General features: G+C 65.8%; 17 protein-coding genes. 5 read left to right on the top strand and 12 right to left on the bottom strand.

Features of this window, described 5'->3' with window-relative positions; translation table 11 throughout:
- From pyrC to NFX52_RS07185, 4 genes are all read left to right on the top strand, one after another.
- Positions 1-1032, top strand: a 1032-nt coding sequence (gene pyrC / locus NFX52_RS07200) for a dihydroorotase (RefSeq protein ID WP_252635592.1), incomplete at its 5' end; no start/stop codon positions are given.
- Positions 1017-1787: a DUF3025 domain-containing protein gene (locus NFX52_RS07195; protein ID WP_252635591.1), complete on the top strand. Its 771-nt coding sequence runs from the start codon at positions 1017-1019 to the stop codon at positions 1785-1787. The genes pyrC and NFX52_RS07195, both read left to right, overlap by 16 nt.
- Positions 1788-1980: 193 nt before the next feature.
- Entirely contained in the window at positions 1981-2862 is an 882-nt protein-coding gene (gene htpX / locus NFX52_RS07190; RefSeq protein ID WP_010462430.1) for a protease HtpX, read from the top strand.
- Positions 2863-3057: 195 nt separating this feature from the next.
- Positions 3058-4626 (top strand): methyl-accepting chemotaxis protein, encoded by a 1569-nt coding sequence (locus NFX52_RS07185; protein WP_055400809.1) that lies wholly within the window; start codon positions 3058-3060, stop codon positions 4624-4626.
- A 38-nt stretch (positions 4627-4664) separates the two neighbouring features.
- Here NFX52_RS07185 and NFX52_RS07180 read toward each other — a convergent pair whose 3' ends face one another.
- Complete coding sequence (locus NFX52_RS07180; RefSeq protein ID WP_055400807.1) at positions 4665-5744, bottom strand: GlxA family transcriptional regulator; 1080 nt, start codon at positions 5742-5744, stop codon at positions 4665-4667.
- 126 nt (positions 5745-5870) lie between these two features.
- On the opposite strand from NFX52_RS07180, the gene NFX52_RS07175 reads away from it, so the two are divergent.
- On the top strand, positions 5871-7214 hold the full coding sequence (locus NFX52_RS07175) for an amidohydrolase (RefSeq protein WP_055400805.1): 1344 nt from the start codon (positions 5871-5873) through the stop codon (positions 7212-7214).
- A 30-nt stretch (positions 7215-7244) separates the two neighbouring features.
- Here NFX52_RS07175 and NFX52_RS07170 read toward each other — a convergent pair whose 3' ends face one another.
- The 11 genes from NFX52_RS07170 to NFX52_RS07120 form a co-directional block, all read right to left on the bottom strand.
- A complete protein-coding gene (locus tag NFX52_RS07170) occupies positions 7245-7784 on the bottom strand; it encodes a VUT family protein (RefSeq protein ID WP_207402151.1) in 540 nt (179 codons plus the stop codon).
- On the bottom strand, positions 7784-9502 hold the full coding sequence (locus tag NFX52_RS07165) for an NAD(P)/FAD-dependent oxidoreductase (protein ID WP_055400801.1): 1719 nt from the start codon (positions 9500-9502) through the stop codon (positions 7784-7786). Before NFX52_RS07165 ends, NFX52_RS07170 begins: the two co-directional genes overlap by 1 nt.
- Before the next feature lie 176 nt (positions 9503-9678).
- Positions 9679-10758: a lysylphosphatidylglycerol synthase transmembrane domain-containing protein gene (locus NFX52_RS07160; protein ID WP_055400799.1), complete on the bottom strand. Its 1080-nt coding sequence runs from the start codon at positions 10756-10758 to the stop codon at positions 9679-9681.
- 21 nt (positions 10759-10779) lie between these two features.
- A complete protein-coding gene (gene clsB, locus NFX52_RS07155; protein WP_055400797.1) occupies positions 10780-12018 on the bottom strand; it encodes a cardiolipin synthase ClsB in 1239 nt (412 codons plus the stop codon).
- Positions 12015-12788, bottom strand: a complete 774-nt coding sequence (locus NFX52_RS07150) for an endonuclease/exonuclease/phosphatase family protein (protein ID WP_055400795.1) — start codon at positions 12786-12788, stop codon at positions 12015-12017. Before NFX52_RS07150 ends, clsB begins: the two co-directional genes overlap by 4 nt.
- Before the next feature lie 218 nt (positions 12789-13006).
- Entirely contained in the window at positions 13007-13924 is a 918-nt protein-coding gene (cysK, locus tag NFX52_RS07145) for a cysteine synthase A (protein WP_055399638.1), read from the bottom strand.
- Positions 13925-14137: 213 nt separating this feature from the next.
- The gene (gene rtcA, locus NFX52_RS07140) at positions 14138-15238 is read right to left on the bottom strand and encodes an RNA 3'-terminal phosphate cyclase (protein ID WP_055399636.1); all 1101 of its coding nucleotides are present in this window, start codon (positions 15236-15238) and stop codon (positions 14138-14140) included.
- On the bottom strand, positions 15223-15945 hold the full coding sequence (locus NFX52_RS07135) for a DUF5677 domain-containing protein (protein ID WP_055399634.1): 723 nt from the start codon (positions 15943-15945) through the stop codon (positions 15223-15225). The genes rtcA and NFX52_RS07135 overlap by 16 nt, the downstream gene beginning before the upstream one ends.
- Before the next feature lie 3 nt (positions 15946-15948).
- On the bottom strand, positions 15949-17172 hold the full coding sequence (locus tag NFX52_RS07130) for an RtcB family protein (RefSeq protein ID WP_055399632.1): 1224 nt from the start codon (positions 17170-17172) through the stop codon (positions 15949-15951).
- Positions 17173-17194: 22 nt separating this feature from the next.
- Entirely contained in the window at positions 17195-17938 is a 744-nt protein-coding gene (locus NFX52_RS07125) for a hypothetical protein (protein WP_055399630.1), read from the bottom strand.
- 27 nt (positions 17939-17965) lie between these two features.
- Positions 17966-19105, bottom strand: a complete 1140-nt coding sequence (locus tag NFX52_RS07120) for a slipin family protein (RefSeq protein ID WP_055399648.1) — start codon at positions 19103-19105, stop codon at positions 17966-17968.
- Positions 19106-19754: the final 649 nt, after the last annotated feature.

Here is a 19754-nt window from a genome sequence, read left to right as displayed (position 1 = left end):
GCGCCCACCACCCTCACCATCACCCGCCCCGACGACTGGCACCTGCACGTGCGCGACGGCGAGCCCCTGCACACCGTCGTGCCCCACACCGCCGCCCAGTTCGGTCGCGCGATCATCATGCCCAATCTGCGCCCGCCGGTCACCACGGCCGAGCAGGCCATGGCCTACAAGCAGCGCATCCTGGCCGCCGTGCCCGCAGGCATGAGCTTTGAGCCGCTGATGACGCTCTACCTCACCGACAACCTGCCACCCGAAGAAATCGTGCGTGCCAAGGCCGCAGGCGTGGTCGCCTGCAAGCTCTACCCCGCCGGTGCCACCACCAACAGCGACGCGGGCGTGACCGACCTGCGCAAGACCTACAAGACGCTTGAAGCCATGCAGAGAGCCGGCATGCTGCTGCTGGTGCACGGCGAGGTGACCAGCAGCGACATCGACCTGTTCGACCGCGAAGCCGTGTTCATCGAGCAGCAGCTCATCCCGCTGCGCCGCGACTTCCCCGAGCTGAAGATCGTCTTCGAGCACATCACCACCAAGGACGCGGCGGACTACGTGGCAAGTGCCGATCGCTTCACCGCCGCCACCATCACCGCGCACCACCTGCTGTACAACCGCAACGCCATCTTCATCGGTGGCGTGCGCCCGCACTATTACTGCCTGCCCGTGCTCAAGCGCGAAACCCACCGCGTGGCCCTGGTGCAGGCCGCCACCAGCGGCAGCAACAAGTTCTTCCTGGGCACCGACAGCGCTCCGCACCCTGCGCACCTCAAGGAACATGCCACCGGCTGCGCGGGCTGCTACACCGCCCACGCGGCCATCGAGATGTATACCGAGGCGTTCGACAACGCCGGTGCGCTCGACAAGCTCGAAGGTTTCGCCAGCTTCCACGGCCCCGACTTCTACAGCCTGCCGCGCAACACCGGCACCATCACCCTGCGCCGCGAGTCGTGGACACCGCCCGATAGCTTTGCGTTTGGCGAAGCCGAACTCAAGCCCCTGCGCGCTGGTGAAGCCCTGCCGTGGCGGCTGGTGTAAGCGAAGCCTTCGACGCCATCGACTGGAGCGCCCCCTGGCTGGCGCCGTGGCGCAATCAGGGCCAGCCCGTGGCGCAGCAGCTGCAGCACGATACTGCAGTGCACCGGGCGTTGCAGGCCGCAGCGCCGCCAGCGTTGCCGGTGGGTTTTGTGCCCCAGTCCGAGCTGCCCGAAGGCACGGCCTACGAGCAGTACATCTGGGGCACCCGCCGGGTGCCCACGCGCGACAACCTGCACGACTTCTTCAACGGCCTGGTCTGGCAACAGTTTCCGCACACCAAGCGGCGCCTGAACGAGCTGCAGGCCCGGGCCATCGCCGCCGATGGTGTGCAGGCTGTGCGCGGGCCGTTGCGCGATGCGCTCACGGTGTTTGACGAGAACGGCGCCGTACTGCAAGCGCCGCCCGCGCTGTGGGCCGCGCTCAGGGTGCGAGACTGGCAGCGCCTGTTCATCGACCTGCGCCCGCTGTGGGGGCACGCCCGGCTGGTGGTGTTCGGGCATGCGCTGCTTGAAAAGCTGGTTCTCCCTCGAAAACCCATGGTGGCGCATGTGTATCAGGCGCCAGTAGCTATTGAATCAATAGCAATTTTGGATGCTTGGCTGGCGCAGGAAATTCAGCCGCAGCCGTGGTCTGCCAAGCCCTTCACCCCGCTGCCCGTGCTGGGCGTACCCGGCTGGTGGCCCCCTAACGAGACGCCGGACTTTTATGCCGACACGCAGGTGTTCCGCCAGCCCCGGGCTGTGTCAGGGGGCTAATTCCCGTCAACGCTTGTGTGATAAGGCCTGTGCGCGGGTTTGCACCTACCATAGCGCGATGAAATCGCGGCCATGGGGCTGCCAGGGGCGTGCAGTGGCCCCAGCAGCGGGTTCGGTGCTTGAAGCGCAGCACCCGGCCCCCATCTGAGCCAGCAAACACTTGTTGTTGTTTACCCCACGGAGAAACCATTCCATGAAGCGGATCCTTTTGTTTGTGATGACCAACCTGGCCGTCGTTGTCGTGCTGGGGGTGGTGGCCAGCCTGCTGGGCGTCAACCGCTACCTCACGGCCAACGGGCTCAACCTGGGCGCGCTGCTGGGCTTTGCGCTCGTCATGGGCTTTGGCGGCGCCATCATCTCGCTGCTCATCAGCAAGCCCATGGCCAAGTGGACCTCGGGCGTGCGCGTGATCGACGGCTCCGGCTCGCCCGACGAGCGCTGGATCGTCGAGACCGTGCGCAAGTTCGCCACCGAAGCCAAGATCGGCATGCCTGAAGTCGGCATCTTCGAAGGCGACCCCAATGCGTTTGCCACGGGCGCGTTCAAGAACTCGGCCCTGGTGGCGGTGTCCACGGGCCTGCTGCAAGGCATGACGCGTGAAGAGGTCGAGGCCGTGATCGGCCACGAGGTGGCCCACATCGCCAACGGTGACATGGTCACCATGACGCTGATCCAGGGCGTGATGAACACCTTTGTGGTGTTCCTGTCGCGGGTGATCGGCTATGCGGTCGACAGCTTTCTGCGCAAGAACGACGAGAGCAGCTCGGGCCCCGGCATCGGCTACTACGTGACCACCATCGTGCTCGACATCCTGCTGGGCTTTGTGGCCGCGATGATCGTCGCCTGGTTCAGCCGCCAGCGCGAGTTCCGTGCCGATGCAGGCGCGGCGCAACTGATGGGCCGCCGCCAGCCCATGATCAATGCCCTGGCCCGCCTGGGTGGCATGCACCCGGCCGAGCTGCCCAAGAGCATGGCCGCCATGGGCATTGCCGGTGGCATTGGCAAGCTGTTCAGCACCCACCCGCCCATCGAAGAGCGCATTGCTGCGCTGCAGAACGCGCAGCAGCAAGGCTGATCCGGTTCAACCTGGCCCTTGAAGGCCGCTGCAGGGGTTGCCCCTGCGGCGGCCTTTTTGTTTCTGGGTGGGTTGTCGGCCTTGTGGGGCGGCTCAAGGGTTTGTAACCTTTTGTCGATAACCAGTGGAAACCCAATCCCGCATGCCGTGCGGGCAGCAGCGGGGTGCCGATCCTTATTCCCACGAGAACACCTTATGTCCATCTCCCACGCACGTGTTGCGGTCCGTCTGGCCCTGGCCTTTGGCATTGTCTGTCTGGTCATGTCGCTCTCGGCCGCCGTCGGTATCTGGCGGCTGGCGGGGCTGCAGGACATTGCCGACGACCTGGGCGGCGCATCGTCCGAGCGCGCACTGCTGGCGCGTGAGCTGCACGCCATCGTGGTGCTGAGTTCCGCACGTGCAGAAACGCTGCTGGAGATCGACAACCCCGCCTACGCGGCGCGCATCGACGCGGACCGCAAAACCACGTCGGCCCGTTCGTCCGAAGTGCGCAAGCGCCTGGACGAGCTGGCGGCGGATCCGGAATCCCAGGCCTTGTTCGATGCCATCGACAAGGCAGGCAACGGTTTTCGCACGGTGCGGGACGACCTTGTCAAGCGCCGCAAGGCGGGCGAGGCCCTGCCGCCCGACGCCATTGCCAACCAGCTGCGCCCTGCGGCCGATGCCTATGCCGCTTCGGTGAACAAGCTGGCCGAGTACCAGCGCCAGCGTGTGGCCGAGGCCCGCGAGGCCGCCGCCCGCAGCGAGAGCCAGGGCATCACGCTGCTGGCCGCAGGCTCGCTGGTGGGGCTTCTGCTGAGCCTGGCCTGCGCCTGGCTGCTGTCGCGGTCCATCCTGCAGCCGCTGGCCCATGCGTCCGAGGTGACCGACCGCATTGCCGAGGGCGACCTCACCTCTCCCGTGCCCGCGCCGCAGGCGGGCAGCCGCGATGAACTGCAGGCCCTGCTGGCGCGCCTGGGGGGTATGCAGGCGCGGCTGGCGGAACTGGTGGTGGGCATGCGCCAGGCCAGCACCTCGGTGGCCGGTGCCAGCAGCGAGATCGCGGCGGGCAACAGCGACCTGTCGGCCCGCACCGAGCACACAGCTTCCAATCTGGAAGAAATCGCCGCCAGCATGGAAGAACTCCTGGCCACCGTGCGCCACAGCGCCGACGCCGCAGCGCAGGCCAGCACGCTGGCTACCGGTGCCAGCAGCGTTGCCCAGCGCGGGCGCGAGGCCGTGGACCGCGTGGTGGGCACCATGGATGGCATCGCGCTGTCGTCGCGCCGCATTGCCGACATCACCAGCGTAATCGATGGCATTGCGTTCCAGACCAATATCCTGGCGCTGAACGCGGCCGTGGAAGCGGCCCGTGCCGGTGAGCAGGGGCGGGGCTTTGCGGTGGTGGCCAGCGAGGTGCGCAGCCTGGCCCAGCGCTCGGCAACGGCGGCCAAGGAGATTGGGGGCCTCATCAGCGACAGCGTGCGGCAGGTGGACGAAGGCACCAAGCTGGTCCATGCAGCGGGCGGCACCATGGGCGAGATCGTGAACTCGGTGCAGCAGGTGGCCACCATCATTGGTGAGATCAGCACGGCGGCGCGTGAGCAGACCACGGGCCTGAGCCAGGTGGGCGAGGCGGTCTCACAGCTCGACCAGATGACGCAGCAGAACGCTGCGCTGGTGGAGGAATCCTCCGCCGCAGCCCAGGGCCTGCGCGTGCAGGCGCAGCAACTGGCCGAGCTGGTGGAGGCCTTCCGGCTGCCCGCAGGCAACGCGCTGCGCTGAGCTGGGCTGGGCTGGGCGGAGAGCAGGGGCGTACCGCTCTACTTCACCTCCACCCGCCAGCGACGGCGCGGCGCACGCAGCGCATGGCGCTTGCGGTACTCGGACGGGGCCATGCCGGTGTAGCGCACAAAGATGCGCCGGAACGCAGCCGGGTCGGCGTAGCCGCAGGCCACGGCAATGCTGGGCACGCTTTCCAGCGTCACCTCCAGCATCACCCGGGCACGCGCGCAGCGCAGGCCGTGCAGGTGGTCCAGCGGCGACTGCGACAGCTCCTGCTGGAAATGCCGCAGCAGGGTGCGCGTGCTCACCGATGCGGCCTCGGCCAGCCGGTCCAGCGAGTAAGGCTGGTCCAGGTGCGCCTCCATCCAGGCAATGGCGCGGGCGAGTGTGCTGTCGCGGGTGGCGGGGATGTGCTGCTGTGCGTTGGCCTGCAGCGCCGCGCGGGCGCGCTGGTGGTCGGGGGTCATCACGGTCTCGCAGGCGGCGGCCAGCTCCGGCCCCAGCGCCTGGTGCACCAGGGCGATGGCCAGCAGGTTCACGTTGCTGGGCAGCGCGCAGCTCATCCAGGGGCCGTCGTCCGACAGGTCCTGGCCCAGGCTGTGGCCGATGCTCGGGAAGTCCCGTTCAAACCCCGCGATGTAGAACCAGGGCAGGCAGGCCTGGCGCCCATTCAGCCGCCCGCTTTGCGCCGCCAGCCAGGCGCCATTGCCCATGGTGAGCAGCTTTTGCCCTGCGTCCAGCGCAATGCCCAGCTGGCGTGACAGCGCCTGGTGGCGGGCTGCCACGGCACGGATGGCCGGGATGTCTGGCGCGTGGAACGAAGGGATGAACAGCGCCCGGGTGGGGGCCAGCGCCGCATCCTTGTCATCTGGCGCCGTGTAGGCTGCCAGGGGGCTCGGCAAGGGTGCCAGGGGCAGGCCCTCGGCGTCCAGTAGGCGCCATGCCAGGCGGGGTGCTTGTGCACCCATCCGCTGGCTGGCCAGCAGGTTGGCGCCGCGCAGCAGGTCGATGAGCTGCAGGGCACTGCCTGCGGCCGATTCGGGCAGCAGCGGGATGTCCACGCGGAACACCGGGGGCTTGGGCGGCGCCGAAGGCAAGGACGAAGGTGACGGTGGCATGGCGATATTGGCTCTGTGTATGGCGATTTTCGCTTGTCGTGAAGGCAGCGTGCGCTTTTAGCATGAACGTGCTTTTCGCTTCCCCACCCAGGCCCTCGTGGCTGTTCACTCCCTACGGATCTGCCCATGCACAAACCCCTCTCTGCCATCGCACTTGCCGCCGGCCTCGTCGCCAGCGGGCTGACTTTCGTCTCTTCGGCCCAGGCCCAGGCGCTGGATGCCGCGGGCTTGCAGACCATCGACGCCGCCGTGAACGCCGTGGCGCCCAAGATGGTCAGCTGGCGCCGCGACATCCATGCCCACCCCGAACTCTCGGGCCAGGAAGTGCGCACCGCCAAGCTCGTGGCCGAGCACCTGAAGAAGCTGGGCATGGAGGTGCAGACCGGCGTGGGCGGCACCGGCGTGGTGGGCACGCTCAAGGGCGGCCTGCCCGGCAAGGTGGTGGCCCTGCGCGCCGACATGGACGCACTGCCCGTGCTGGAGAACACTGGCCTGCCCTTTGCCAGCAAGGCCAAGGCCAACTACCTGGGCAAGGAAGTGCCCGTGATGCACGCCTGTGGCCACGACGCCCACACCGCCATGCTGATGGGCGCGGCCGAAGTGCTGGTCGGCATGAAGGCCCAGCTGCCAGGCACGGTGAAGTTCATCTTCCAGCCCGCAGAAGAGGGCGCGCCCGTGGAGGCCGATGCCAACGGCAAGGTGCCCAGCTTCGGCGCCAAGGCCATGATCGAAGCAGGTGCGCTCAAGGACGTGCAGGCCATCTACGGCCTGCACATCACCTCCAACCTGCCGGGCGGCGTGGTGGGCTACCGCAGCGGCCCGCTGATGGCCGGGTCGGACAACATCACCATTCATGTGGAAGGGCGCGGCGGTCATGGCTCCTCACCCTGGGCCACCATCGACCCCATCGTGGCCGCCAGCCAGGTGGTGATGGGCCTGCAGACCGTGGTGAGCCGCCAGCTCAACATCAGCCAGGAACCGGCCGTGGTCACCATCGGCCAAATCCAGGGCGGCACCCGCTACAACATCATCCCCGACAAGGTGGAGATGATGGGCACGCTGCGCACGTTTGACGAAGACATGCGCCAGGAAGCCCTCAAGCGCATCACCACCACGGCCGAGTCCATCGCCGCTGCCAGCGGCGCCAAGGCCAGCGTGCGTTTTGGCCCCGTGGCCTACCCCGTGACCACCAACCCTGCGCAGCTCACGCAGGCCTCGCTGCCCGCGCTGAACCTGGCCATGGGCGGCAAGACCATGGTGATCCCCAAGGTGGCGGGCTCGGAGGACTTCTCGGAGTTCCAGAAGGTCGTGCCCGGCTTCTTCTACTTCCTGGGCGCACCGCCCAAGGGCAAGGAATTTGCCAAGGCGCCACCCAACCACTCCGCGCTGTTCGATATCGACGAGGACCAGCTGCCGACCGGCGCACGCAGCCTGGCCGCACTGGCCGTGGACTTCCTGCAGCGCAAGTAAGAAGCGAAAAGCAGAGGGGCGCCGCGCGGCTCAGGCCGTGCGGCGGGGCGAAGCCAGTCGGCTGCCGATGAGCAGGCGAAACGGCAGCAGCAGCGCCACGCCCAGCCCCAGCTTCACCGCGAGGTCACCCAGTGCCCAGGTGATCCACGGGTCGCTGGTGCCCCCAAACGCAATGCTCCAGAACACGGCGGTGTCCAGCACCGCTGCGAGCAGCGTGGCTACCAGCGGCGCGCGCCACCAGGTGCCATGGCGCAGACGGTCAAACACGCTGATGTCCAGCCACTGCGAGAGCAAAAACGCCGAGCCCGACGCGATGGCAATGCGCACCGGCGCCAGCACCACCGAGGCCGCAACGGCCACCGCAAACCCCACCCACGCCACCCGCCGCGCCTGCTGCGGGCCGTGGGCGCGGTTGACCAGCTCGCTCACCAAAAAGGCCACCGGGTAGGTGATGGCGCCCCAGGTGAGCCAGTTGTTGATGGGGAACTGCACGAGGATGTTGGACGCCAGCACCACGGCGGCCATGGCCAGCGTGGCCGCTGCGAATGGCGGCCGTTTGGAGGACCGCATCACGCGGCAATGCCCAGCAGGCTGCGCGCCACCGCCTCACCCACCTTGATGCCATCCACGCCCGCCGACAGAATGCCGCCCGCGTAGCTGGCGCCTTCGCCCGCCGGGTACAGGCCCGGCGTGTTCAGGCTTTGCAGATTCTCGCCACGCCCGATCTTCAGGGGCGATGAGGTGCGCGTCTCCACGCCCGTCAGCACCGCGTCGTGCATGTCAAAGCCCTTGATCTTGCGGCCGAACACGGGCAGCGCCTCGCGCAGCGCCTCGATGGCGTAGCCGGGCAAGGCGGCGTGCAGGTCGCCCAGGGCCACGCCGGGCTTGTACGAGGGCTCCACGCTGCCCAGCTGGGTCGAAGGCTTGCCACTAATGAACTCGCCCACCAGCTGGCCTGGCGCACTGTAGTCACGCCCGCCCAGCACAAAGGCATTGGATTCGAGCTGGCGCTGCAGCACGCTGCCCGACAGCGGGTGGAACTGCCCGGCGGGCAGGGCTTCCACGCCATAGGTCTGGCCCAGGTGGGTTTCAAACGCCTGCGCCTCCTGCGGGTAGTCGCGTGGGTCGATGCCCACCACCATGCCCGCGTTGGCATTGCGCTCGTTGCGCGAATACTGGCTCATGCCGTTGGTCACCACGCGGTTGGGCTCGCTGGTAGCGGCCACCACGGTGCCACCGGGGCACATGCAGAAGCTGTACACCGCGCGCCCGTTGGCGGCGTGGTGCACCAGCTTGTAGTCGGCAGCGCCCAGCAGCGGGTGGCCCGCGTGGCGACCCCAGCGGGCGCGGTCGATCACGCCCTGTGGGTGCTCGATGCGAAAGCCGATGGAAAACGGCTTGGCCTCCATGGCCACGCCGCGCTGGTACAGCATGGCAAAGGTGTCGCGCGAGCTGTGGCCCAGCGCCATCACCACGTGGTCGGCACGCAGCTCGGTGGTCTCGCCTGTGGCCTGGTTCAGCACCTTCAGGCCGCGCAGGTGGCGGGCTTCACCGGTGCCTTCGATGATCACGTCCGTCACGCGCTGCTCAAAGCGGATCTCGCCACCCAGCGCAATGATCTGCTCGCGCAGGTTCTCCACCACCTTCACCAGCTTGAAGGTGCCGATGTGCGGGTGGGCGACGTACAAAATCTCTTCGGGCGCACCGGCTTTGACGAACTCGTTCATCACTTTGCGGCCCAGGTGGCGCGGGTCCTTGATCTGGCTGTAGAGCTTGCCGTCGCTGAAAGTGCCGGCGCCGCCTTCGCCAAATTGCACGTTGCTTTCGGCATGCAGCTCGCGCTTGCGCCACAGGCCCCAGGTGTCTTTGGTGCGCTCGCGCACGGTCTTGCCGCGCTCCAGCACGATGGGCTTGAAGCCCATCTGCGCCAGCACCAGGGCCGCAAAGATGCCGCAGGGGCCAAAGCCCACCACCACGGGGCGCAGGGGCAGGTCTGCCGGGGCCTGGCCCACAGGGTGCCAGGCCATGTCGGGCGTGGGCTGGATGTGCGGGTTGCCCGCAAACTGGGCCAGGAGGGCGGCTTCGCGCGCGGGCTGCGCGAGGGTGATGTCCACGATGTAGACCGCCAGCAGGTCGGCCTTGCGCGCATCAAAGCTGCGCTTGAAGACGTGCAGGTGGGCGATGTCGGTGTCCGCCAGGCCCAGGATTTGGGTGGCAGCGGCGCGCAGGGGCGCCTCGGGGGCTTCGGCCACGGTGAAGGGCAGCCGGATTTCGGAGAGTCGGATCATGTTCTTGCGGGCCCGTGTCGATCGGGCGGGTTGCAATGGCGTGGGGCCGCGATGATACGGGGTGTGCGCTGCGGAGGGAATCCCGGGGAGGAACGTTGCGTGGAGCAGGTTGCCAAAATACTATCAAATTAATAGCTGCTAGCGCTTTATGGATAAGCGCTAGGGGCATATTTGAATCATATTTTCTGCTCTGCGGAGCTTTCAGCGCCCAGGTTGGCCTGCCGGCGCCAGCGCAGCTCTGCCACGCCCAACGCCACGGCCGCGAGCACCAGTGGCCCAAAGTAATACAGCGCGCGGTAGGCCAGCAGGGCCGCCAGCACTTCTTCCTGCCCCAGCGCCTGGGAGGCCAGCAGCGCCACGCCCACGGCCTCCAGCACACCCAGGCCCGCAGGCACGCGCAGCACCAGCCCGGCCACCGCCCCCAGCAACACGGTGGCCAGCGCGGCGGGGTAGCTCACCTGGTGTTGCAGCACCGTCCACAGCGCGGCGCCCATCAGCATCCAGTTGGCGGCCGACACGGTCACTTGCCACAGCGCCACGGGCCAGTGCGGCAGCGGAAATTCGTGTCCTCGCAACGTTAGCGCCCGCCCGCTGCGCAATGCGCACACAGCCACATAGGCCAACGGGAGACAACCCAGCACGGTGCCGCCAAGACGCCACTGCCAGGACTCTACAGCCCACCCGGCCAACGCAGGCGGCTGCCATGTCCACGCCAGCACGCCCGCCAGCAACAGGTAGCCCACCCAGTTCGTCACGATGCTGGTGCCCACCACCTGACCGATGGTGCCGGGGTCCACGCCACGCCGTGCGTACAGCCGGTAGCGCACGCCCACACCGCCAATCAGCGAGCCCAGGTTGAGCGTGAACGGGTAGCTCGTCATGGCGATGGCCAGCGTGGTGGTGCGCGTCAAGCGGTGGCCGCTGCAGTGGCGGCCCACCCAGTCAAAGCTGCCGTAGGTGAAGTGGCTCAGCAGCGCCAGCGCACCGCCCACGGCCAGTGCGGTGGTGGGCAGGTCGCGCAGCGCCTGCAGCACGGCGGGCCAGTCCACGGTGCGCCCCTGCCGAAAGATCAGCCCAGCCACCACCGCAAAAAAAGCGGCGGCGAACCCCCGGGTGACCCACGGCCACCAGGCCTGCTCCGGCCAGTGGCGCCAACCGCGTGGGCTGCTGCTACTGGTGCTGCTGCTGGGGGCAGGTGATGCCATGGCGTCGGCGGTGCCCGTCTGGGTGTTTGCGAGCAATGTGGGGGTGGCCATGGCGGGGGCTCCGGGGCGCCGTCAGGTGGCCGCGCTGCTGGCGGGCTCGGCCGACGACGTGCCCGGGCTGGCCAGCGTGATCGTGGGCTCATGGTGGGGCAGCCAGCCCGCCCACGCCGGGAACCAGCGCATCAGGTGGTACACCGCATAGCTGCGCAGCAGACGCAGTCCATTCCAATGGCTGGGCGCTGCAGCTTCGATCTGCTTGCAACTGGTGTCCATCAGGTGCGACAGGCGGCGGTGCAGGTGGGCGTTGAAGTCGCGGTCCTGGATGATCACGTTGGCCTCCAGGTTCAGCGACAGGCTCAACGGGTCGAGGTTGCTGGAGCCCACGGTGGACCAGTCCTCATCCACCAGCGCCACCTTGCCGTGCAGCGGGCGGTCGCAGTATTCGTACACCCGCACGCCCGCGCGTTGCAGGTGGTCGTACAGCAGGCTGGCTGCCGTCTTCACGATGGGCATGTCGGGCTGGCCTTGCAGGATCAGCCGCACATCGACGCCCCGCTTGGCGGCACGCCGCATCTCGCGGATGAACCGGTAGCCCGGGAAGAAGTAGGCGTTGGCAATCACCACCCGGCTGCGCGCGGCACGCAGGGCCACGCGGTACTGGCGCTCGATGTCGTTGGTGTGCTGCTGGTTGTCGCGCGTCACAAACATGGCGTTGGCTGTGCCTGCGTGGGGGCGGCCGGTAATGTCTGTGGCGTGGGGGCGTTGGTGCGCGCTGCGGTCCAGCACCGCTTCGCGCGTGAAGCGGTGCATCTGCGCCACGACCGGGCCGCGCACCTGCACGGCATAGTCCTGCTTGGCCTCGGGGCCGAAGTCGGCCATGTGGTCGGCTGAATAGTTGATGCCGCCGATGAAACCCAGCTGGCCGTCCACCACCACGATCTTGCGGTGCATGCGGCGCAGCACGTTCAGCCGCTGCCCGAGGAAGCGACGGCCCGGGTCAAAAACGCGAAAGCGCACACCTACATCCACCAGGCTGCCCACAAACTGGTCCGACAGATCGGGCGAGCCAAACCCGTCCACCAGCACATGCACCTCTACCCCGCGCTGCGCTGCGGCCAGCAGGGCTGCATGCAGTTCCTGCCCGATCTTGTCCTCGAACAGGATGAAGGTTTCCAGCATCACCTCGCGCCGGGCCTGGGCAATGGCGTTGAACACACGCGGGAAGAACTCCTCGCCGTTTTCCAGCAACTCGAAGTGATTGCCCGGAACCCAGCGGGATGAGCGGGGCAGGCGGAAAGCAGGGCGTTTCATAGCAGGATCTCCGCCGCCAAAGGCGCATGGTCCGAGAGCTTGTCCCAGGGTTTTTTGGGCAGTGACAGCGGCGCATGCACAGCGGCGTTGCGCACGTAGATGCGATCCAGCGCCAGCAGCGGCATAGAGGCTGGAAACGTGCGCACCGCACGGCCAAAGGCCTGCACAAACACCTCTTGCAGGCCCGCTTCGCGGTGCAGGATGTCGTGCGCACGGTTGCGCCAGTCGTTGAAATCCCCCGCCAGCACCACGGGCTCGTTGGCTGGGAAGCTGCGCAGCAGATCGCACACACGCAGCAACTGCCGCTGTCGATGGGATTCCTGCAGGCCCAGGTGCACACAGACCGCATGCACCGGCACGTGGTGGCCCGGTGGCTGCAACACGCAATGCAGCATGCCGCGCCGCTCGGGCCCGCTGATGGAGATATCGTGGTTCTCGTAGTGCGTGATCGGAAACTTGGACAACAGCGCATTGCCGTGGTCGCCGTTGTCATACACCGCGTTGCGCCCGTAGGCGTATTGCGACCAGATGGTGTCCGCCAGAAACTCGTAGTGCGGCACCTGCGGAAAGTTGGCGAATCGGCTGGCATGGCGGTTGTGCGTGCCCAGCACCTCCTGCAGAAACACCAGATCGGCTGCCACATCCCGCACGGCATCCCGCAGCTCATGCAGCATGAAACGCCGGTTGAAGGTGGTAAAGCCCTTGTGCACGTTCACGGTGAGCACCTTGAACGCGATGGGCTGGGGATCGGTAGCGGCGGTGGTAGCCATGGGCAGTCAAACAATCTTTGGAGTGGGTCCCCCGCGAAGCCGCCGCGGTGTGCGCAATGGCCACTAGGGGCAGGCCGAGGGATGACTCGATTGTTTGGGCTGCACTGCCTTGCCGCTGTAGGACGGCTGGCCGTGGTTTTGTGCTGCTGGGGACGAAAAAAATGGGGCCTGATAGCCCCATTTCGTTCTGCAAAGTGCTGCTCTGGCGGCAGCGGCGCTTACGCCGGCAGGAACCCTTCGACCGACAGGTAGCGCTCGCCCGTGTCGTAGTTGAAGCCCAGCACCTTGGCGCCCGCAGGCAGCTCGGGCAGCTTTTGTGCAATGGCGGCCAGCGTGGCGCCCGACGAGATGCCCACCAGAATGCCCTCTTCGCGCGCAGAGCGGCGTGCGTATTCACGGGCCGGTTCGGCATCGACCTGGATCACACCGTCGAGCAGGCTGGTGTCGAGGTTCTTGGGGATGAACCCCGCGCCAATGCCCTGGATGGGGTGGGGCGACGGTGCGCCCCCCGAGATTACGGGCGAGGCCGTGGGCTCCACCGCAAACACCTTGAGATTCGGAAACTTTGCCTTGAGCACCCGTGCCACGCCGGTGATGTGGCCGCCCGTGCCCACGCCGGTGATCAGCACGTCGATGCCATCGGGGAAGTCCGCCAGGATCTCCTGCGCCGTGGTGCGCACATGCACATCGATGTTGGCGGGGTTCTCGAACTGCTGGGGAACCCACGCGCCGGGTGTCTGCGCCTGCAGTTCTTGTGCGCGGGCAATCGCGCCCTTCATGCCCTTTTCGCGCGGGGTCAGGTCAAACTGCGCGCCATAGGCCAGCATCAGGCGGCGGCGCTCGATGCTCATGCTGTCGGGCATCACCAGAATCAGCTTGTAGCCCTTGACGGCCGCGACCAGTGCCAGGCCGATGCCGGTGTTGCCGCTGGTGGGCTCGATGATGGTGCCGCCGGGCTGCAGGGCGCCGGACTTTTCAGCGTCTTCCACCATCGACAGTGCGATGCGGTCCTTGATGGAGCCGCCAGGGTTGCTGCGCTCGGACTTCACCCACACGTTGGCCGCCGGGCCAAACAGGCGGTTGATGCGCACGTGGGGCGTGTTGCCGATGGTTTGCAGAATGTTGTCAACTTTCATGGCGTCTCCTGTGAGTGGCGAAGAAGGGGTTTGTGCAACGCCCGTTGTTCATAAAAAACCGTTCGGACTGAGCCTGTCGAAGCCGGGGCGTGAGGCCGGGCCCTACGACAGGCTCCGGGTGAATGGGTTTCACGGGCTGGCACTGCGTTACCCCGCGCATTCTGAACCAGTTGTTCTACTGCCTGGGTGATATGGATATACCCAAGGTATCTCTCAAAGCCGATACAGACCGGCTTGCAGCAGCGGGCTGATCTCCACCAGCATGGCTTTGTCCACTGGCGTGATCTGCACCCGCACCGGCAGCCCCCGCGCAATCGTCTGTGCGTTGGTCGCAGTGTGCTGCGTCACCTCGGTACAGGTATAGCGCGCGGCCCGCCCGCTGCGCCACACCGCCAGGGCCAGCGGCAGCATCCACTGGTCGGCCAGGTGCGGGCCCAGGGCACCCGCGCTGCGCTGGTAGTCGCGCACCTCATCCACCAGCCGCTTGGCAACCTGCTCGGCCGACAGGCCGCGCTCGCCCAGCTGGCAGAACACCTCGGTGATGTGCTCGTACTCCAGCGTGGCGATCAACGCGTTGCCCGGGCCTTCGTTCTGGCGCGTAGGGGGCTGGCGCAGTCGGCCGGATTCAAAGGTCCAGCCCATGCGCTGGCCCAGCGCGTCCAGCTCCCGCGTGGCAATGTTGCGCGCCAGACCCGGCACCAGTGCCTCGCCCCACGCGTCTTGCAGCGGGCCGCGCTCCAGCACATCCACGGGCGTCAACGGCAGCGCTGCGGGCGTGATGTGCGCCAGCAGCTCGCCACCCCCGGCGGGGTAGAAGCCGCGCCGCTGCAGTTGCAGATCCAGGCCCACGCCCAGCCGCCGCACCAGCGGTGCAAACGCCCGCTCCAGAAAGTCAAACGGCGGCGCCATCGGGTTGTGCGTGCCGCCCGAGAGCTGCACGCGGCTTTCGCCATCGGCCAGCATCAACGCCGGCAGCACGGTCTGCAGCACCAGCAGGCAACTGCCCGCCGTGGCGATCTGAAAGCGGTAGTCGCCGGCGCGCACGGCACCGGGTGTAAACAACAGGGTTTGCGACCCCAGCTCGGCTCCCTCGGCCTGTCCGCCACACACAGCCACCGCCGCCTGCACGCAGGCCAGGTGCTGACGCATCAGGCCGGGTTTGGGGCGCCCGGCGCGGATGCGGGTGATGTGCAGCGGCCGGCCAGTGACCATGGCAAGGGCCAGGCCGGTGCGCAGGATCTGGCCGCCGCCTTCGCCGGTGGAGCCGTCGAGGGTGAGGGGATGCAGGCTGGTATTCGTCAAGGCGCTGTGCATGGGGGGATCTGTGCGTCCGCGTTTTTGGCGAACATGGCTTGGATAGCGTTGCTTGACGAGGCGAGGCAATGGCAGGCGCCTTCAATCACATGTTCAATAAGATAGTCAGAAGGTCCCGTTTGCATAAACACCTGACCATCCTGTTTGACATCGAAGATATGGCCTAAAGACGCTGGCCCGCAGTGAATGAAATCTGAGAGTGTTGAGTATGCAAACAGGTACACCTCTATTTCTTCAGCGCGTGCAGCCCATTCGTACGGCTTGATCTCCTTGAGGCCTTTTGTTTCTTCCAAGCGGACCGCTTCGTCGGCCTCTTTGGCGAGGCTCTTGGACAATTCTGGTCCTAGTGCTTCAAGCGCTGCAGCGTTCTGCAGCACCCACCGACGTGATTTCGCACGAGAGATGATTTCTTGAGTCATGAAGTCCTCAGCAGTAGCGTTGCCACTACAGATGGCCTTTAGCTTGAAACCTATCTCCAAACATTGGCGGTTCAGGGATGCACTTGCTGCAGCCATCCCGGTCTTGGACAAGATCCCGCAGCTGCGCGCAAGCTCTATCAATCGCAACACAAGGGCGTGCACGACAACGTGCTGCATCTTCCCCGAGAGGAATGAGTGTTCGCGAAGAACCGCTTCTAGCCGGACTATCTGCGCGTCTAACTCGCAAAAGTGCACGGAATATCTTGTCTGAATTTCCTGTTCAGTCATATATCACCCCTTCACGCAAACAACTTGCTTGAGCGTGTACACCACCTCCACCAGGTCCTGCTGCGCCGCCATAACCGCATCGATGTCCTTGTACGCCATCGGAATCTCATCGATCACGTCGGCATCCTTACGGCATTCCACGCCCTCGGTCGCCTTGATCTGGTCTTCGATGGTGAACATCTTCTTCGCCTTGGTGCGGCTCATGGTGCGGCCCGCCCCGTGGCTGCAGCTGTTGAAGCTCTCGGGGTTGCCTTTTCCGCGCACGATGAAGCTCTTGGCCCCCATGCTCCCCGGGATGATCCCCAGCTTGCCTTGTTCGGCACTCACTGCGCCCTTGCGGGTCACAAACACCTCTTGCCCGAAGTGCGTCTCGCGCTGCACGTAGTTGTGGTGGCAGTTCACTGCTTCCACATGCGTTTCGAAAGGCTTGGTGATCACGGTGCGCAGCGCGGCAATCACGCGGCCCATCATCACCTCGCGGTTGGCGGCAGCAAATTTCTGCGCCCACCCCACGGCCTTCACATAGTCACCGAAATACTGCGCGCCTTCCTCGAAGTAGGCCAGGTCCTTGTCCGGCAGGTTGCGCTGGTTCATCTCGGCGTCCTTCTTGGCCAGCTCGATGAAGTGGGTTCCGATGGCGTTACCCACCCCACGCGAGCCGGAGTGCAGCATCACCCACACGGACTGGTGTTCGTCCAGGCAGATCTCGATGAAGTGGTTACCCGTTCCCAGCGTCCCCAGGTGCTTGTAGTTGTTGGTGTTCTTGATGCGCGGGTGCGCCTCGCAAATTTCCTCGAACTCATCCACCAGACCGGCCCAGGCGCGGTCGGTCTCGGCGGGCGGGGTGTCCCAGCTGCCTTTATCGCGGCCCATGCGTTTGGGCGTCATCCCCACCGGCACCGCGCGTTCGATGGCGGCGCGCACGCCGGACAGGTTGTCGGGCAGGTCGCTGGCCGTCAGCGTGGTCTTGCACGCCATCATTCCGCACCCCAGGTCCACCCCCACCGCAGCGGGGATGATGGCCTTGAGGGTGGGCACCACCGAGCCGATGGTCGCGCCGATCCCCAGGTGCACGTCGGGCATCACCGCCACGTGCTTGAACACGATGGGCAGGCGCGCAATGTTGCGCAGCTGGTTACGGGCTTCTTCTTCCACGGGAACGCCGTTGGTCCACATCTTCACGGGGACGCCATTGGGGACTTCGTATTGTTCGTAGTTGTTGTTCATATTGTTCTTTCGTCTTTGTTGTTCATTGAACCATTCCACGCGCTGCGGCTTGGGCATAGTTTTTCAGTTCGTCGTCGTTCTTCACCTGGCGGATGAAAGCATCCATGTGTGCCTGCAATTCCTGGTGCCGGTTCAGGCGGTTGCCCTCATGGCCGATCCCGTGCAAAGCCGATATCTGCGCTTCGCGCCAGGGCATAGCCAGCATCTCGCAGAACACCTGCCATATCGCATCGCGCCACTCGGGGATGTGCTTGGCGTTCCAGAACGTGGGCCATACGTCAAACCACATGTAGCTCACGAAGTAGAGGCGGTCGCTTCTGCTCCCGATCGTGCTCTGCTCGGCAGTGCTCAGGCGCGGGCCGAGGCAGTCGCGCCACAGGGTGGGCAAGGCCCGCACCATGCGCATCGCGTCGTCCAGCGGCACGGTCGGGTCGTTCACCATGTGCGGGATGTCGCCCGCGTTGTTGCTCATCACATGGTTCAGACCCATTCCGACCTGATCGTCGCTGTACGGCGCCAGATCGTTTCCTGCGTTGGCGAACAGCACGGTCTGGATGTGCGTCCATTGCCGTGGCGTGGCTTCGAACTCGGGCTCGTCGATATCCCAGTACCACTCTTGCCCGCCTTTTTCTGGCACGGGGCGGTCGAAAAGGTAGCGCAATGCTGCGTGGTACACCGCCGAGTCCAGCCCTACGGACTCGCAACTCACTGAGATGGTTTCCCGGCTCAGGCGCCTTTCACGCGCAGTCAGTTTCTTTGCTTTCATCACGATCTTCTCTTTGTCTATGGCTGCTCAACGCATCTTCACCAGGCCATTGAGCACCTGGTCCAGTCCACCAAACACCGATATCTTGTCGATGCGTTCAGCCACCCGTTCCAGCGTCTCCAGCTCCTTCATGCGCAGGGCAACAGGGTTGTCCTCCATCACCTTCGCCGTGTTGAGCAGCGAGCGCGTAGCGGCGGTTTCTTCGCGGCGGCGGATCACGTTGGCCTGGGCCTGTTTTTCCGCCTGCACTACCTGGGTCAGGATGGTCTTCATCTCGCCAGGCAGCACGATGTCCTTCACGCCCACGCTTTCCATCACCATGCCAAAAGGCATGAGCTTGGTAGCCATGTGCGCGGTCACCACGTCGTCGATCACCGTCTTGTTCTCCAGCAGCTCATCGAGCGTGCGGGTGCCCACGGCGGCGCGCAGCGCAAACTGCAACTCGCGGTACAGGTGTTCGGCAGGCTTTTGCAACTGGGCAAAGGCGCGCAGCACATCGGTGTAGCGGAAGGTGGCCGACAGATTCAACCGCAGGCTCACCTTGTCGCGGGTCATGATGTCCTGGCCCGATACCTCCACGGCTTGCAGGCGCAGGTCCACCAGCTCCACGGCGATGGTGCGGCCGTACTTCCAGAACGCGTAGGCGCCTGCAGGCAGCAGCCGGTCCACTTTGCCGTCGATGGTGAGCAATGCGCACTGGCCCTCAGGCACCTGCACCTGCAGCACGCCGGTCAATCCGGTCACGCTGCGCTGGCGCAGTTGTGTGTGCGTGAGGCGCGCCACCAGGGCGGCGGGCAGTTCGGGGCCCGCCTCCAGGTCGATCACCTGCACACTCACCTCCACCAGGCCTTTCCAATAAAGGCGGCGGGTGCCAGGGGGCAGCACCTCGACCAGCACGCCGTTTTCGCTGCGCAGGCCCACTTGCTGCTCCGACAGGTTCACCTGCACGAATTCGGCAGCCACCACGGCAGGCTCCTGCGCCATCAGGTAGTCGGCCAGGCCGTGGGTGAAGGCGGGTTGTTCGAGGGCGAAGGTCTCTACGCGCAGCTGGTCCATGCCCGCAAACAGCCAGTAGGTACCGCTTTGGAGCACGCGGTCAAAGCTGCCGTTGCGCAGCAGCAGGGCGCGTTCGTTTTTCTTCACGGTCACTCGTTGGATCAGCTTCATCATTTTTCTTCTCCTCGTTTTCGTTACATCGTTGTCATTGCAATCAGGGTGCCGTTACAGCAATGGCGGGGTGCCAGGGGGCACAGCCAGGGCCCTGCAGTGCGCCGTGGTTGCTGCCCTGCAAGCACGGCGGCAGCGTGGCTGGCTGCGGGCGCGGGCTGTGCCGGGTGCTGGCACAAACCGCCACCGGCTGACGGGGTCTTGCCTTGCGGTTGCGTCCAAAGGAAGCGCAACCCTGGGACAACTCCCCGCGTTCGGCGGGTGGTCTTTCGACCGTTACTTCCAAGTGTTGGCCTTGCGGCCGTGGGCAGGAATCGAACCTGCGACAACCGCCTTTCGGCGGGGCTCTACCAGACTGAGCTACCAGTTGTTGGCAAGCCGGGAGTCGAACCCGGCACGTCCTCTTGCGAGGCGTCACCACGACCTTGCCTCTACCCAGCGTTTGCGGCGTGCGGCATGCGGGGAATCGACAAGGCCTTGAGAGCCCGGATTCCCTGCACCGGCGGGGCGAACGGTGGTCCTAACCCCGGCCTGTGAGCGGTCACCGCTTGCGCTGGATGTCTTATCTATTGCCAGATGTGTGCCAACCTGAGTTTTGTCGGTTGAATTTCTTCAAGTCTTTGATTTGTATGGAGAAATTCATCCGTCA

This window comes from Acidovorax facilis, assembly GCF_023913775.1.
In the GTDB taxonomy this organism is placed as follows: domain Bacteria; phylum Pseudomonadota; class Gammaproteobacteria; order Burkholderiales; family Burkholderiaceae_C; genus Acidovorax; species Acidovorax facilis.
Note: the sequence above shows the minus strand (reverse complement) of the source record. Positions and strands in the feature narration are given on the sequence as shown.